Genomic DNA, 16,325 nt, shown 5'->3' on the forward strand with positions numbered 1-16,325 from the left:
ATGTCGGCGCTTGGTGCTTGCATGCGCAAATTGGTTCACCTGTGCTTCGGCGTCCTGAAAACACAAAAAAAATATCAAGCTGAGTATCAAAATGCTTGACCGGCAAGACGGTATCTACAAAACCCTAAGCCGCCTTCAATGCCGCTGCCAACCCGCTTTGCCGAGTAGCTTGTTTGCTAATGGCTTTGCTCAGCACTTCGTTGCTCCCCCAAATTTCTACTCTTTGCTTGGCGCGGGTGAGGCCGGTGTAGATGAGGCTGCGGCTGAGTAGCTCGTGGGCTTGGTTGGGCAATAATAGAATAACGGTGTCAAATTCTGAGCCTTGGCTTTTATGCACGGTAAGGGCCAGTGCAGTTTCGTGGCTGGGGAGGCGGGCGGGGCTGAACCAGCGCAGGGTGTTGCCTTCCCCTTTAAAGGCCACGCGGGGTGCGCCCTCGATGATAAAGGTCAGGCCAATGTCGCCGTTATAGAGCTGTACGCCATAATCATTTTGGGTGATGAGGATGGGGCGGCCTGCGTACCACACATCGGCTGAAATCAGATTTTTGGCCCGCCAGTGATCTTCTAGCTGCTGATTAATGCCCAGCACCCCAGCAGGGCCTTCGCGTAAGGCGGTAAGGATGCGGAAGGTATCAAAGGCGGTAAACGCGGTTACCACATCGCTTTGCTGCACGGCTTGCCAATAGGCTTGGTAGCCGCTATCACAGCGTGCTAATAGGTTTTTGCTGTTGGCTTGCCAGCCTAATTCAGGCTCGGCTTCGGCGAATAAATCGTTGGGTTGCAGCAGGGCTAATGCGCCTTTGGCATCCCCGGCATTGACTAAACTGGCTAGCTTGCCAATGCCGCCACCTGCGGCAAAACGGTGGCTGTGTTGTAAGGTCATAATGGCATTGCCCACACAGCTACTTGCGCCTTTGCTGGGTAAAATCTCTACGCCACTGGCGGTTTTTAAGGCAGCTATAAACGCGGGGTTAGGCGCTTTTAAGCTGCATAATTCGGCAAATACCGCCCCCGCATCTACCGCATCGAGCTGATCTTTATCGCCTAATAAAATAAGCCGAGCATCTACGGGCAGCGCATCCAGTAGCTGCGCCATCAGCGCCAGATCAATCATCGATGCTTCATCTACCACCAGCACATCCAGCGCCAGCGGATTATCTTTGCCGTGCTTAAAACTACCATCGGGCCGTGGCCCCAGTAAGCGGTGCAGGGTGGATGCTGTTTCGGGGATTACCGTCAGTGTTGCTTCATCAACAGCTAGATCACATTTTCTTTCCCTTACCGATTCACTCATTCTGGCGGCGGCCTTACCGGTGGGGGCGGCCATTTTGATATTTAAACTGTTATTCGCCACGATTTGTAAAGCCGCCAAAATCCGCAGCACGGTGGTGGTTTTACCCGTGCCTGGCCCGCCAGAAATTACCGTTAGCTTTTGCATCACTGCTGCGGCTGCGGCGGCTTTTTGCATATCTGGGCGGATGGCAGCTGGGGGGAATAGGTGATCGAGCAAGGGGGCGAGTTGCTGCAAATCGACCGCGCACTTTGCCTTGGCCAACTGGCTTAATTTTTGCGCCACCGAGCTTTCATACCACCAATAACGGGTAAGGTAGAGCCGGTCTTTATCCTGAGTTAAAGGCTTAAACTCGCCAGGCCTGCCTATCAGTGGGCTACTTAATGGTGCGGTCCTAATACAACTATGCCCAGCCGCCAAGGCCGCACATAGCTTAGCCAGCGTGGTTTTAAACTCATCCGATTGCGGCCCGCAAAGGCGTTCAAAACTACGGCTTAATTCAAAGGCAAAGTCAGGCATGGTGGAGTCCAGAGTGGTGGTGCGTAGCAAAACCTAAATCTTAAAATCTGTGGTTCAATATTTGGGTTTATTGGTCTGCTTACTCAAAAAATCAGGCACTTTGGCGGCGGCTAGTTTTTCGATGTGGGTGAGTAGGGATAGGTTGATGTGGGCTTGCTGGCAGGTTTTAGCCAAGTGTTTGGCGATATGGATCAGCAAATGCGCTGAGACTTCTGCATCGGCTTCGGCCCTGTGGGCGGTGCCTTGAAAGCGGATACCTAGGCTTTGGGCGATGGTGGCGAGCTTGTAATTGCTCATGCCGGGAAACAGCCGCCGGGATAATTTAAGCGTGCAAAACAGCCCTTGATGGCGTGGGATCAGATGAACCCGCTGGCTTTCGGCTAATAAAAACTTGGCATCAAAGCTGGCGTTATGCGCCGAAAGGGCGTTATCGCCAATAAATTCGATCAACGCTGGAACCACCTCGCTGGCTGGTGGAGCCTTGTTGACCATGGCTTGGCTGATGCCGGTGAGCTGAGTAATAAAAGCGGGAATACGCACGCCGCAATTGACTAAGGATACAAAGCGATCCGTAATCTGCCCGTCCACAATCCGCAGCGCAGCTACTTCGGTAATACGGTCATAGCTGCTGCTAATGCCGGTGCTTTCAAAATCTAGCATCACGATGGGGCGGTTAAATGAACTCATAAATCCTTTGAATAAATATTTATAACGTGGGTGGGCACCCGTGCCCACGCGGCGATGTTTAATCCGTCATGTAGGGTGGGCACGAGTTTGTGCCCACGCGTTTTGGGTGATATTGCCAAGCTATGCGCCGCAATAAGCCGCAATGTTACGCGTGGGCACAGGTGCCCACCCTACACTACAGACTTTAGGTTTTTACAATATCCCCCATCAACGCCGCTTCTATCTGATCCAATAATTCCATACTTGGGCGCTTGAAGTAGACGCCGCTTTGGCCGTTTTGCTCCCCCATGCCACGCATAAATAGGTAGTACACGCCGCCGAATTGCTCATCCGTAAAGCTAGGCAAACGCTGGCGTAAAAAGCGGCGTACGGCGGCGCTGTAGATAAGGTATTGCAGATAGTAGTGGTGCTGCGCCATGGCGGGGATGAGTTGTGCGGGGGCGTAATCGGCCACGCTATTGCCTAGCCAATTGCTTTTGTAATCCAAAACGTAATAAGCGCCTTGGTATTCAAATACCAGATCAATAAAGCCTCTTAAAAAGCCGTTGATATGAAAGAAATCTAGCTGCTCTGCGGCCTGTTTAAATGCGCTAGGCAGGCTGGGGTGCTGCAGCGCTGCGATTAGGCTGGCGCTTTTACAGTGGCCTACGGCGTAAGTGAATTCCATTTCGGCCACGCGTGCCGATTTGGGGATGTCACATAGCCGTAGCGCCTTGCCGTCCAATGCCGTTGCCACGGTGTTTTGCACCATTTGGCTGACCACTTCTAGCCAGTGTGGCGGTATGCCATGCCGCTCTAATTGTTTGGCGACCTCTAGGTTTAATGCATCGATATCTTGCCAATCCCACTCTTCTAAAATGGCGTGCAGGCAAGTTCCGGCCACGGTGGCGGCGGCTTCTCGCTCTGGAAAGCTAAAGATGGAGCGCTCTGTGCTGATCTCTGGCGCACTGCTTTGGCTATCGTGATCTGGGCCTTCCGTAGCGTGGTGGCGTTGATTAGACGTTAAGCCAGAAAAGCTGGCGACTCGCCAAGTGGGGTAAAGCGTTTTACCGTGATAAGGCTTAAATAGCAGAGGCTCGCTTGCCGCCGCTTTTAGCCCAAAGCGGCCTTGGGGCGCGGCTTGTATGGCAAACACTTTGGGCTGATCTGCGCAGAGCTGGCTGATATCGCTAAGCAGGCTTTGGTGATCGTAGGCTTTGAGTTGTTCCTTTTGTGCCTCCAAAGGATCATCCGTTTCAGCTTGAATAGGGTGCAGCAACCATGCTAGCGCTGATTGATAGAGGCCATCCGTGGCGGCGGCTCCGCTGCTGGTTCTTAAACCCACATTGCCCCACACCACATAGCAGCGGTTCCGCGCGCGGGTTAGGCCCACGTACAGCAGGCGTAGTTTTTCTTCAAAGGCTTCGCGCTTGGCGTGCTCTTTGTGGCTATCAAAATCTTCGCTGCCTAAATCTAACCACGCTTGCTTATCGGCATGAAAACGCACCGAGCTACTTTGGCGGCCCAGCAGGCGGCCATCCCATAAAAAGGGGCAAAACACGATGGGATATTCCAGCCCCTTGCTGGCGTGTAAGGTAACAATACGCACGCGGTCTTCGTCACTTTCTAGCCTGAGCAAGGCTTCATCGCCTGCGTTGCGGCTTTGGCGGCTAAACCAAGCTAAATGTTGCTCAAGGCCCGTGGCTTTGTGCGCTTGTAATAGCTCAGCTAATTGCAATAAATTAGTCAGCCGCCGTTCGCCCTCGCTTAGGGATAACAGCCGCTGCGCCACATTGCGCCCATCTTGGCCCTGGTATTCCAGCCACTCTCTAAACATGGGGATAAAACCTTGGCTTTGCCAGAGTTTTTTCCAATGGGCAAAGGCATCCGATATATGATCCCAGCCGCTGATTTCTAGCCGTAGCAGGTCGGCTGCACTTGAGCCAAGCAGGGTAGAAATCAGCGCAGCCCGCAGCAAGCCTTGGTTAGCAGGCTCGGCAATGGCGGCCAGCACGCCGTATAAATCCCGCGCCTCTTGCGATTCCCAAACGCTATCCCTTACCCGCAGCACGCTGGCGATACATCGGCTACTGAGCGCATCTTGCATGGTTTTGGCTCGGAAACGATCCGGCACCAGCACCGCAATATCGCCGCCAGAGAGGGCTTTTTCTACGCCTGTGCCGCGCATGGTGGCCACGCCGCTCAGTAGCTTTTCAATCTCTGCCGCTGTGATTTGGGCGGCTAGGTGGTTAGCGGCCTCTTTGCCCCAACTAATTTGCAGGCCTTTTTCTGAGACTTGCTCTGGCTCGGGCAAAAACTGAAAACAAAATGGCGCGCTGACGCCATCCTCTCCGGCGATATGTAATTCTGGCCGTGGTTTATCTGCGGCCTTTACCGCTGTAAAGCTGACGTGTGGGTCAACAAAGGCTTCCTTCGGCCTTAAAAATAAGCTATTCACTGCGGTGACTAAATGGGGCACCGAGCGCTGGTTGGTGTCTAGGCTTTCTTTGGCCTCAACCAGTTTTTCGGCTTGGTGATAGGCGTGAATATCCGCGCCGCGAAAGCTGTAAATCGCCTGCTTAGGATCGCCCACTAAAAACAGCGGGGTGCTGCCATCGCTAAACACGCGGGAAAAAATATCGTACTGAATACCATCGGTGTCTTGAAACTCATCAATCAGCGCGGCTTTATAACGGCGGCGGATGGCAAGCGCCAAGCGATCGCCCTCTTGCAAACCTTGCCAAACGCGTAGCAACAGATCGTTAAAGGAGAGCTGCTGGCGGCGGGCTAGGCGCTCTGGTAGCTCGCTATCGCAGCGGCGGCGCAGCTCGGCCAGGGCGTGTTTTTCTTTAAGCTGACAAATGCCGCTTAAATCGTTGATTAAGCCCGCTAGCGCTTCTACCGCATCAAAAAACGCATGGCTGGGCGCTGTGCCAGTTTTTGCTGTGCCGCTGGCTAGTTTACTGCTGCTTAATTTGGCTAACTCCTTGCTGTCGATATCCTGCCAACCGCCATTGCTGGCGATATGGTCATCAATCAGCAAAAAGACTTTTTCTAGCTGCTCTGGCTTATAGCTGGTTTGCTTGAGCTCTTTTTTAGCTGACATCTCGAGCAGCATGGCGCGGATGGAGGCGGCGTTTTCTAGCCAAAGCCGTTGATAGTTGCTAAGAGCGGGGGCAAGGGCGCTAGCCAGCTCTCGGCTGTCTGGCAATGGAGGCAGTGCCACGGTGTGCAGTAAGGGTTGGCCTAGATGGCCATACACCACCCGCAGCCATTCCTCTGGGCTGGCCTTACTTTTTAATAGGTATTCGGTGTAAGCGCTATCGGCTGGGTAAACCTGCTCGCGCCAAAAATCGGCGGCGATTTCATCCAGTACGGGGCCAATATCGCTCAGAATCTCCATGCCAAAATCGGCACCGCTTTCAAACGCCGATTGCACCAATACCCGCTGGCAAAAAGCGTGGATGGTATGAATGGCCGCCTCGTCTAGGCTAGCAATGGCGCGTTGTAGGCGGCGGATGATTTCTGGGCGGCGCTCACGGTGCTGATCGAGCAGCGTTTGGCAAAAAGGATCGAGTGCCTCATTGCCCTCAAATGATTCCAATACCTCGGCTAGCCGACCACGAATCCGATCGCGCAGCTCGGCGGTGGCGGCTTCGGTAAAGGTGACTACCAAAATCTCTGGCACGCGTAAGCCGTGCTCAATCACCAGCCGAGTATATAAACCGGTAATCGTCCAAGTCTTCCCCGTCCCCGCGCTGGCCTCAATCATATGCGGGCCTGCTAATGGCATATCAAATAGGTTTAAGGGGCGAAGATGCATGATGATTCCTGATGGGGCGGAGGATGAGCGGTGAGGGGATTATAAAGGGCTTGGGCGGGCGCGTCTTAGCGTTAGCTGACAATGCTGCACGGAAAAATACTGCTTTTTGCTAATGAAATAGCTACAGCGTGTTGCCCTAGCGTAGCCGTGAAGCAACCGTCAATAGGCTCTAGGCATTGTTCGTAGTGCCGTGGTGGCAAGTATAATAATTTATTGTGTAAGTTAAAAAATAATTAATTTTATATAAAATTTCTTATGTTGAAAGTATTTTCAGTAAGTTACAATGTTTGTGTGTAATTTTGCACATGTGGATTTGTAAAAAAATGATAAGAAAATTATTGCTTATATCAGCAATCGCACTGAGTACACCAGTCATTGCCCAGCCATCGCTTGGTAATGAGGCGGTGATGGCAAGCAGCCCATTTGAAGTCAGTTACAAAGAAACCAGCAATTGGGGGAGTGGTTTTAATGGCCAATTTACGGTTAAAAATACGGGCAACACAGCCATTAAAAACTGGGTACTCCGTTTTAATTGGCAGAGCAATATCACCAGCATCTGGGAAGCCAGGCTTATTTCTCGTGATGTAGCGGCGGGTTTGTACACCATGAGCGATAGCGGCTGGAATGCGAGCATAGCACCAGGTGCCAGTGTTAGTTTTGGTGTGGGTGGAGTGCCTAGCGCTACTGCACCAAACAATTTTGATCTTAATGGCTTATCTATAGCCAAATTCGAAAACACAGATTTTGAGAAAAGTTTAAGTAGCTGGTCTATCGAGCAAGGGCAGGTTATTCCAGGGCAAATCCGTGTTGAAGAAGGGGTAGGCCGCAATAATAGTAAGGGGCTGGTGATTGATCACGCTGGCATGCGGAATGTGACTGCCGTATACCAAACAGCGAGTGGATTGACACTAGGGCAAGCTTATGTCGCCTCGGCATGGGTAAAAATGGAGAATGTGCAGCCCAAACAAGGGGCGGATACGGGAGTTATTCTTACTTCATGGAAAAAATGGGCTTACGGAGAGGGGGGCACTAGTAGCGAAGGCTCAACTGGCACGAGTGATTGGCGTAAGCTGGAATACACTTTTGTCGCCAATGCACCTACTCATGACTTGGCGGTCAAGCTAGGGCAGTGGAGTAGTGAAGCATCGGGCAAGGCTATTTTTGATGATTTTAAAATTGAAAAGCTGCATGAAACACGTAACAGCCTTAAGCATCTGAGCTTTCAATTACTTAAAAGTGATTTTACGGCTATTAATGACAGCCAGTGGGGCGCGTGGATGACGCGGCTTGATTCCGCTTACGAGGCTTACCAAGAGCTGGTTGGCAGTGCGCCCTTTAAAGGCGAGCGAATGAAAATATTAGGCGTTACACAATACCCAGGTGGCTGGGCGGTAGCGGGGAATCCTATTCTATGGATGGAGCAATATGTTCCCGAGAGCCTAGCGCGGGCCAATGTCAATAATGACTGGAACTTTGGCATTATGCATGAAATGGGGCATAACTTTGATCTGGATTATCGCTGGGTTTGGGGAGGATCTGGGGCAGAATTACTGGCTAATTTTAAGATGTATTATGTGGTCGAAACGCTGGGCGCGGTGGTTTATCCTAATGATCAAGGCTACCGTGGTGCTGGCTTGCGCGAGTTTTACTACAATAAATGTGATGATCTTAACCAAGACCGCGTATGCGATATCAATGGCGACACTATCACCGCTCGCCTGATCCGTATCCGCTTTAAGCTTGGCAATTGGGACGCGTATAAAAAGACTTTCCGCGAAATTCAAGCCCTGCCTGCGGCCCAAGCGCCTCAGAGTAATCGTGCTAAATTTGATTTGTTTGTCGACGTACTTAGCCGCCATTCTTCTCTTAATATTCGTGCCGAATTCACTCCCGAAGAGCTTGCCTTTATTGCTGCGGATCATAAAGACTAATGAACCGCTCTGATTAACAGGGGAAACCCAAGCCTATTTACATTGGCGTGTTTTGTAAGGGGCGGCGGTAGCCGCTCCTACGCCAGTCTTATCAACTTAAGGGAATGAGGGCTTAGGCTTTATCATGTAACCCAGTTGAGTGGGCTGCGTTTTTTTTGATCTTGGTGCATCATCTCCGTTTGATTAAATTGAGATGAAACGCGTAGCCAGTCTTAACCCTTAAGCTGTTCAAGAGGCCTTATGACTTCTTTTCAAGAGCATATCCGCAGCGCCATGCAGCCGCTTGCCAATGATGCTGCAGCCATCGCCATGCGCGCCTATCAGCGTGATCAGTTTGAATTTTTAGGCGTGGCCGCTCCCGCGCGGCGGGCCGCAACGATGCCTTTAATTAAAGAATTAAAGCCAGTCAGTGCCAAATCTTTAATTGCTGAAGCGCAAGGCCTGTGGGATTTGCCGCAGCGCGAATACCAATATATCGCCGTGGATTTACTAGCAAGGCACGTCAAAATCTTAAGCGGTGAAGATATCCCTGCCTTACTCCACTTAGCCTTGCAGAAATCTTGGTGGGATACGGTGGATGGTTTGGTGAAAGTGGTTGGGGCGATTGTGAAAGCCGACAAAGCCCAGCAAAGCCAAATGGATGCCGCGCTGCTACATGATGACTTTTGGATTAGGCGCATCGCCATGCTGCACCAATTAGCTTGGAAGGGTGAAACCGATGTTGCCCGCCTTAAAGCTTACGCCAAGCAGCTGGCACCCGAGTCTGAGTTCTTTATTCGTAAAGCGATAGGCTGGGCGCTAAGGGAATACGCTTGGCATGATTCAACTTGTATTCGGGCGTTGCTGGCAGAAATGGGCGATACATTATCGCCATTAAGCCGCAGAGAGGCGGGCAAGCATTTGTAAGGGCTTATTGGCATCAACTTTCCTGATTATGTTTCTTGCTCAATGGGCTCTGTGTAGATAGATTTCTTGAGTGCTTGGCGTGGTTTTGGAATGTGTAGGGAGGGTGAAACCCGCGAGCAATGCCGAATAAACACGCGGGTTTCACCCCATATGCACTCATTAAAGTTACATAAAACACTTAAAGTGTAGAAAATAGCGCTAAACCTTGAACCTCAGAGATAATGCATCGCATATTTTGCTGAAGTTACTCGCTTGGGCTTAAAACGTACTTGGTTTTTCCTACAGCCAGCATCAGTTTTCCAGCTACTTTTAATCTACCATTTGAATTCAAAAGATATAAATATCCTTTCACCAATTCTTGGTTAGAATCAAAGTCTCTTTCGATGTCCTTCAGCCTTCCTTATGATTCTTCGTGGTCCTTTTCTTCCTGAGCTATTACGCACAGAAACGCTTGCTGATCTGTTAGAAAACACGGCTCAGCGCATTCCAGATCACCCTGCTATTTATTGGCAAGACGAGGTGTTGAGCTACAGCCAGCTTAACCAGCGTGCTGATTTAGCCACGCACCATTTAATTGCGTTTGGGGTAAAAGTGGGGCAAATGGTGGGCCTTTGCCTGCCGCGTGGTGCTGAGCTGCTGATCATGCAGGCGGCGATTGCTAAGGCGGGTGCGGCTTGGCTACCGTTTGAGGCGGATACGCCGGTAGAACGGATGCAGGTTTGCTTTGAAGACGCGGCGGCGGTGGCGCTGATTGGCGAGGGCGATTTAAGCGCTGCGGGTGTGGCGGTATTAAGCCCCGCGCAATTATCCGCGCCCGTGGCTGGCCCCTTACTTCGGCGTGAAGGCTTACTGCCTAGCCATCCTGCTTACGTGATTTACACCTCTGGCTCGACTGGCAAGCCTAAGGGCGTGCCGATTAGCCAAGGCAGTATTTGCCACTTTTTGCGCAGCGAAAACAGCGTGCTAGGGGTGCGCCAGGATGACAAGGTTTATCAGGGCTTTTCGGTGGCCTTTGATATGTCGTTTGAGGAAATTTGGATTAGCTATTTGGTGGGCGCTTCCCTGTGGCTAGCGCCTAAAATACTGACGGGCGATCCAGATGCTTTGCCTGCGGTATTAAATGCCGAAAAAGTCACCGTGCTGCACGCCGTGCCCACCTTACTGGCGTTGTTTAGCCAGGAAGTTCCTAGCTTACGGATTATTAATCTGGGCGGCGAAATGTGCCCAGAATCCTTGGTGGAGCGCTGGGCCACGCCAGAGCGGCAGGTGTTTAATACTTACGGCCCAACTGAATGCACGGTCTCGGCCAGCTTGGCGCAATTACGCCGTGGCCAACCCGTCACCATTGGTACGCCGCTGCCTAATTACGGCCTGCTGGTGCGCAGTGAAGATGGGCGTTTATTGCCGCAGGGTGAAACCGGCGAGCTATGTATTATTGGCCCCGGCGTGGCGGATGGCTATCTGGGCCGCCCTGATTTAACTGCCGAAAAATTCTTTGACAATCCCTTTTCAAATCTCGAAGAGTTCCCGCATGAGCGGCGTTTATATCGCACGGGTGATTTGGCGCGTATCGACGAGCAAGGCCAAGTGCAGTGCCTAGGCCGCACCGATGACCAAGTGAAAGTGCGCGGGTTTCGGGTAGAGCTGGGCGAAATTGAAGCATCGCTTTGCCAGATTGCCGGTGTTGGCACGGCGGCGGTGTTGCTGCGCGAGTTAGCGGGCATCGATCAGCTGGTGGCGTTTGTGGTGGCCGATGGCGTGGATGCGGCCCTATTAAGAAGCGAGCTAAAACGCAGCTTGCCCCCGTATATGATCCCAGCCCGCTTTGAGTTTATGAGCGAATTACCAAGGCTAACCTCCGGCAAAATCGACAGAAAAACCCTGAAAGCGCGTGAGCTGATTTTGCCAACCGGCAAAAATCTGGAAAGCGATGAGCCAGTAAGCGATGCAGAAAAAGCCTTGTTTGCCGCGCTAGCCACGCTATTCCCTGGCCAACCTTTGCGCTTAGTGGATGATTTTTTTGGCGAGCTGGGCGGGCACTCCTTACTGGCCGCGCGTTTAGTCTCTATATTGCGGCGCAATCCAGCTTATGGCGGCATGACGGTGCAAGAGATTTACCAAAGCCGCACCTTACAAACGATTGCTACGCGGCTAGATGTGCTGGCGCTAAGCCAGCCAGAAACCACGCAAGCAGAGCCAATACGGCGTGTGCCATTCATCAGGCGGCTGCTATGCGGCACGGCCCAACTGGCCACGCTGCCGTTTTTAATTGGCTTACGCATGTTGCTATGGTTAGCGCCGTTTTTTACCTATCACTTTATGACCGGTGAAGAGGGCGATAGCTTAGGTATGGCTGTGGCTACGGCCATTTTGGTTTATCTGGGCAGCTTGTTATTTAGCTTTGCCATTGCAATTTGCGGCAAGTGGCTGATTTTAGGGCGGCTGGCGGCAGGGCGCTACCGGCTGTACGGTTTTACCTATTTCCGCTGGTGGCTAAGTGATCGCTTACTCGATATCACCCCCATGTATTTTTTGACCGGCTCGCCTTTGCAATCGCTGTATTTGCGCCTGCTTGGGGCCAAGGTCGGTAAAAACGTGGCCCTATCGGCGCTTACCGTGCGCGTGTTTGATTTGCTCAGTATTGACGACGGCGCAAGCGTGGGTGCATCGGTTAATTTTGAAAACTTCAGAGTGGTGGGCGATACCTGGGAAGTGGGGACAATTCATGTGGGCAAGGATGCCTATATTGGCTCTTACACCGTCATGCAATCGGATACCAGTGTGGCCGATTATGGCCGACTAGAAGGCTTATCTGCCTTATCGGTTGGGCAAAAAATTGCCGCCAGCGAAGTGTGGAGCGGCTCGCCAGCGCGCAAAAGTAATGAGCGCGCCCCAGATTTGCCCACCCGCCCAGTGCGTAATCCAGCCCTGCGTGGGCTGCATGGTTTGGCCTATGCGGGCGGATCAGCCCTTGTGGCGATTCTGTTTTTTGTGCCGGTTTTTCCCAGCTTTTTGCTGATTGATTGGCTGGATGCCCATTGGTTTGATCTTACCGAGCAAGGCGTAGCGCTGCCCGAAGCGTTTATGTTTTATCTGATGCTAGCCATGCCCGCCAGTGCGGTGCTGATTGTGCTGACGCTGCTGGGCTCCGCCGCTGTACGCTGGTTGCTGCTACCGCGTAATCCACTTGGCAGCTGGCCGGTGTTTGGCCCCATGTATTACCGCCGTTGGCTGACTAATCAGATTCAGGAATCCAGCCTAAATATTCTGCACGGCCTATATGCATCGGTATACGCAGGCTGGTGGTATCGCCTGCTGGGCGCAAAAGTGGGCCGTGGCACCGAGATATCCAACGCCATTGGCGTAGTGCCCGATCTACTTACACTGGGGGAAGATAGCTTTATTGCCGACGCGGTGATGTTAGGGGATGAAGAAATTGATCGCGGCTGGATGACACTACGCCCCACCGTAGTGGGTAATCGCAGCTTTGTGGGCAATGGGGCTTATGTACTGGATGGCAGCATTATTCCTGACGATGTGCTGATCGGTGTGCAAAGCCGCTCGCCAGCTAATGAGCGGATGCAGCCTGGCCAAACTTGGCTAGGTAGCCCAGCTTTGTCATTACCACGGCGGGAGCAAGTCAGCGGCTTTGCCGATAGCCTGACCTTTCGCCCAAGCATGGCGCGCCGCCTAGCCCGTGGTGCGGTAGAAGCCTTACGCACTGTGATGCCGCTGGCGGTGATCATTACCGTAGGCTATCTCACCGTATTAAAAGTGATGCCCTTAGCCGAGCGGGAAGATTTTCATGGCGTGTTTTGGGCGCTGATGATCGCTGGGGTGCTATACGGCGTGGGCTCTTTCTTATTTATTTTGGCGCTAAAGTGGCTGATGATAGGGCGCTACCGCCCGCATTCTGCCCCGATGTGGACTTCCTTTGTATGGCGTAGCGAAGCGCTAACCAGCCTTTACGAATCCATCGCCGTGCCAAACTTTTTTAACTTCTTACGCGGCACCCCGTGGCTACCCATGGCGTTTCGCTGCATGGGTTGTAAGATTGGCAGTGGGGTATTTATGGATACCACCGACATCACCGAATTCGATTGCGTCACCATCGGCAACGACACGGTGATGCACGCATGGTCTGGCCCGCAAACCCATTTGTTTGAAGACCGCATCATGAAAATCGGCCACGTAGAAATTGGCAGCGGCGTAAGCGTAGGCACCCGCAGCACCATCCTTTACGACGCCATCGTCGGCAACGGTGCCCGCCTCGGCCCGCTCACCCTAGTGGTAAAAGGCGAAACCATCCCCGAAGGCCAATCCTGGACCGGCAGCCCCGCCGTACCTTGGCACACCTGCCGGAGTTAATTGGGTGTTGTTTGGGGTTTTGAGCTGGCACTGTTTAAAAGCAGTGCCAGTTTTTTATTAAATATTGCGGGGATTGGTGAAAAAACAGCTTGTTTTGAAGCGGTAAGAGGCGCTTGCAATGCTCGCCGCTGAGTTTAGCCTGCGGCAGAAAAGACATGACGCCAACGTAAATAACCATACATACGATAAGGCTCTTGCCCTGCATAAAGCAGCCGAACACGGCGGCCTGTTCTGTACTCTTCAATAATTTGATTGTTCTCAGCTATTTTTGCATTATTTTTTCCGACTAGACTTTGTGTATCAGCTTCCGAAACACCCGCTCGCCGTTGGGCATCGGGGTTTGCCTGTAAATATTCATTCGTTTGCTTTATTCGCTGATTTTCGCTTTTAAGCTTTGTTATTTCTACTTTAGCCTCGTCTGCTGCATCTCCTCCAAGAGGCTTAAACCAAGCTCTGGAGTCATGCATCAATGTTTCAAAAAAAGGCACGCACGCCGCTGGGCTACTGCCCGCCCATACCGCTTTAATCCCGCTATCCCATTCTTTTTGCTTATCCTTCATTACATCAGCAACAAGATTACGGGACAGCAAACTCAGGGCTGCGGATACGGTAGGGCCAGGAAAGATGCCTGTAGCGGCGGTTGTTCCTGTGAGTATTTTCTCAATCATCGGATCATCTGAATTTAAGTATTTAAACGATGACTGATCCTGCACAAAATCCAGCTCTAGCTTGAGCTGCTGATCCGTTACTTTAAAATCGACAATATCTTGAGCCTTAGACATCGCCGTAGATGCATTCAGGCTAGCCTGTTCATGCGCATGCCCTAGGATGGAGCGCCGCCATTGTAAGAAGTAGCCATAGTGCTGGTGCATCAGTGGTAACAAAGGCATAGAAGGCTGGCGCTCAACCGGCCACATTGGATCAATCGCGGCCAGACTGGCTTTACTAACGGGGCTATTCGCTGGGGCGGTAAGCTTGCTGGTGGCTTGTACATAATCATTAAATTTTTTAATGGTGCCGCCGTCAATTTTAAAATTGCTCTCCCTAAAGCCCTTCCAGTCGCTGGGATTAGTCATCGGCACGCCCGCCATCAGGGCCTCGCGGTACATTTGCGCTAGCGTAATTTGCGAAATTTTTTTCTGATCTCCCGCACTGCCCTTGCCCGTGGCCCGCCCTTGATCGTCCGGCAAATAACCGCCGCCAATATCGGAATGCACGCCGGGATAAACCACCTCTTTTAGATTGCTGCCACTGCCCACCGAATCCAAAGGAAACGAAGCCCTCACCTCATGCGCAGCAACCAAATGCACACAGCGTTTAACGCCGGAAGAAACGCGTAAATTCTGCTCGGTGGCCCAAGCATAATGACCATCTGCCCCCGGAGTGGCCCGAGCAATCCCTACCGATGCAACCGTATCAAATAGGCCCAAAAAGTCGATACTCAGGGCGATACCGCCTACCCCGCCGCCATAGGCATTCAGCAGCCAGTTGCAAAACGCACGGGCCTCTGCCGCCCCGCGAGAAAATCCAAACACTGAAATTCTGACCCGCCTTAATGAAGGCTTATTCGCCAGCCTGATTTTGATTTTTTCATGCAAGGCTTGGCTGCGTTTAGCCAGCACCGTTGCTCGGCTAAAATCTGCCTGTGGATTAGGTACTTCAAACCACTGCTCTGGTTTTGACTGGTAAGGCCGTATTTTAATCGTGGGGGGCAATGGTTTTTGCGCCCCATACCAACGATCCAACATCTTTTGCGCAAGCTTGCCGTCGTCTTCCAAGGGATCAGTCAGGTTTTCACCAAGCAAAGCAGCAGCAATATGGTTGGTGACTTGCAGTAGTGCCCAGCACATCCTGACTTCCGCATGCGTGGCCGCTGCCAGCCCGCCTGTTTTATCGAAATCTTCCCCAGTATCCCCCAGTTTTTTAAACGGCGTACCCACACCGGGAATATAGGTTTTACGGTATAAAAGTGGATCGGTTCCCGGCCCTTTTAAATAGGGCTCATCGGCCTTGGCTGCACCACCTGATAAGGCCAGCTGCGCCATCGTGCCCTTGCCCGGATAAGCCTCGTAGAGACGGGCCACATTGCTATGGCAGTATTCGGGCGTATCGCGATATTTATTGTTATTGGTGCCATCGAAAAAAAAGCCGAGAAAAATGTCTTCTTCACAGGTGAGGCAGGAGGGGGTGTCTGCGCTTCGAGCAGAAATAACAGTTTCATTTTTATCTAACTTAAGGGGCTCTGGACGGCATGCCTCTGCAAAACGAGCAGTCATTATTCATCCCCCCTATAGTCAAGTTCACACATTCGTTTATCAACGTTCATTTCTTTTTTACAGAATAATTTCATTTCTTCGCAGCCTTTTTTATCCCATCCAGATGCGTCTCCATCAGGCTTTATATTTTCCTTTTGGCAGTTGCTGCGAATTTCAGCAGCAATTTGTTGCTGAGAATTTGGGGCATACTTAGGCAACGACTGCATACAAAATTTCTTCGTATTTTTCTTTAAACACGCTTCCAGCGGTGGCGCTTTGATTTTGCCTGGCCAATCTGGGTGCGCTGGCTCGACGGGCGAGGCAAGCACTTCCAGCTGATGCTCGGGGTAAAACACCAGATACACATCGCCCGGTTTTTGATAGCGGGGTAATTCCAGCGTTTGCCGGTAAATTTCAGGGCGAATTTCCTTATCGGCCTCTTGCCATTCCACCTTGATTTTAATTCCCGGCCGCCAGACTTTAGGCAAGTTCACACAGCAGCTTTTGGCCCCACCTGCTGCCAGCGGTACAACAATCCCCCCAGCAATCGCTTCCTTTGGGCTACT

Annotated in this window: 8 protein-coding genes; 3 read left to right on the forward strand and 5 right to left on the reverse strand. The window is 51.9% G+C overall.

Annotated elements, in window-relative coordinates; translation table 11 throughout:
• Positions 1-124 precede the first annotated feature (124 nt).
• The 3 genes from recD to recB all read right to left on the reverse strand — a co-directional run bounded on the left by recD (position 125) and on the right by recB (position 6,299).
• Entirely contained in the window at positions 125-1,810 is a 1,686-nt protein-coding gene (recD, locus tag R6242_RS08965; protein WP_318426127.1) for an exodeoxyribonuclease V subunit alpha, read from the reverse strand.
• A 54-nt stretch (positions 1,811-1,864) separates the two neighbouring features.
• A complete protein-coding gene (locus R6242_RS08970; protein ID WP_318426128.1) occupies positions 1,865-2,497 on the reverse strand; it encodes a 3'-5' exonuclease in 633 nt (210 codons plus the stop codon).
• 184 nt (positions 2,498-2,681) lie between these two features.
• The gene (recB, locus tag R6242_RS08975; protein WP_318426129.1) at positions 2,682-6,299 is read right to left on the reverse strand and encodes an exodeoxyribonuclease V subunit beta; all 3,618 of its coding nucleotides are present in this window, start codon (positions 6,297-6,299) and stop codon (positions 2,682-2,684) included.
• 338 nt (positions 6,300-6,637) lie between these two features.
• Between recB and R6242_RS08980 the strand changes: the two genes are divergently transcribed.
• The 3 genes from R6242_RS08980 to R6242_RS08990 all read left to right on the forward strand — a co-directional run bounded on the left by R6242_RS08980 (position 6,638) and on the right by R6242_RS08990 (position 13,504).
• Positions 6,638-8,230: a cellulose binding domain-containing protein gene (locus R6242_RS08980; protein WP_318426130.1), complete on the forward strand. Its 1,593-nt coding sequence runs from the start codon at positions 6,638-6,640 to the stop codon at positions 8,228-8,230.
• A gap of 240 nt (positions 8,231-8,470) precedes the next feature.
• Positions 8,471-9,136, forward strand: coding sequence for a DNA alkylation repair protein (locus R6242_RS08985; RefSeq protein ID WP_318426131.1), 666 nt, complete (start codon positions 8,471-8,473; stop codon positions 9,134-9,136).
• A 402-nt stretch (positions 9,137-9,538) separates the two neighbouring features.
• Positions 9,539-13,504 carry a Pls/PosA family non-ribosomal peptide synthetase gene (locus R6242_RS08990; protein ID WP_318426132.1) on the forward strand — a complete coding sequence of 1,322 codons (3,966 nt, stop codon included), beginning with the start codon at positions 9,539-9,541 and terminating at the stop codon, positions 13,502-13,504.
• A 134-nt stretch (positions 13,505-13,638) separates the two neighbouring features.
• Here R6242_RS08990 and R6242_RS08995 read toward each other — a convergent pair whose 3' ends face one another.
• The gene (locus R6242_RS08995) at positions 13,639-15,780 is read right to left on the reverse strand and encodes a DUF2235 domain-containing protein (protein WP_318426133.1); all 2,142 of its coding nucleotides are present in this window, start codon (positions 15,778-15,780) and stop codon (positions 13,639-13,641) included.
• On the reverse strand, positions 15,780-16,325 hold a 546-nt coding region (locus R6242_RS09000), incomplete at its 5' end, for a DUF3304 domain-containing protein (protein WP_318426134.1). The genes R6242_RS09000 and R6242_RS08995, both read right to left, overlap by 1 nt.

The organism is Iodobacter sp. CM08 (assembly GCF_033446605.1).
Taxonomy (GTDB): domain Bacteria; phylum Pseudomonadota; class Gammaproteobacteria; order Burkholderiales; family Chitinibacteraceae; genus Iodobacter.

What these genes read in the sequence shown, in the direction of transcription:
- recD (WP_318426127.1), bottom strand. Translation starts at nt 1,810, where the DNA reads ATGCCTGACTTTGCCTTTGAATTAAGCCGTAGTTTTGAACGCCTTTGC.
- R6242_RS08970 (WP_318426128.1), bottom strand. Translation starts at nt 2,497, where the DNA reads ATGAGTTCATTTAACCGCCCCATCGTGATGCTAGATTTTGAAAGCACC.
- recB (WP_318426129.1), bottom strand. Translation starts at nt 6,299, where the DNA reads ATGCATCTTCGCCCCTTAAACCTATTTGATATGCCATTAGCAGGCCCG.
- R6242_RS08985 (WP_318426131.1), top strand. Translation starts at nt 8,471, where the DNA reads ATGACTTCTTTTCAAGAGCATATCCGCAGCGCCATGCAGCCGCTTGCC.
- R6242_RS08990 (WP_318426132.1), top strand. Translation starts at nt 9,539, where the DNA reads ATGATTCTTCGTGGTCCTTTTCTTCCTGAGCTATTACGCACAGAAACG.
- R6242_RS08995 (WP_318426133.1), bottom strand. Translation starts at nt 15,780, where the DNA reads ATGACTGCTCGTTTTGCAGAGGCATGCCGTCCAGAGCCCCTTAAGTTA.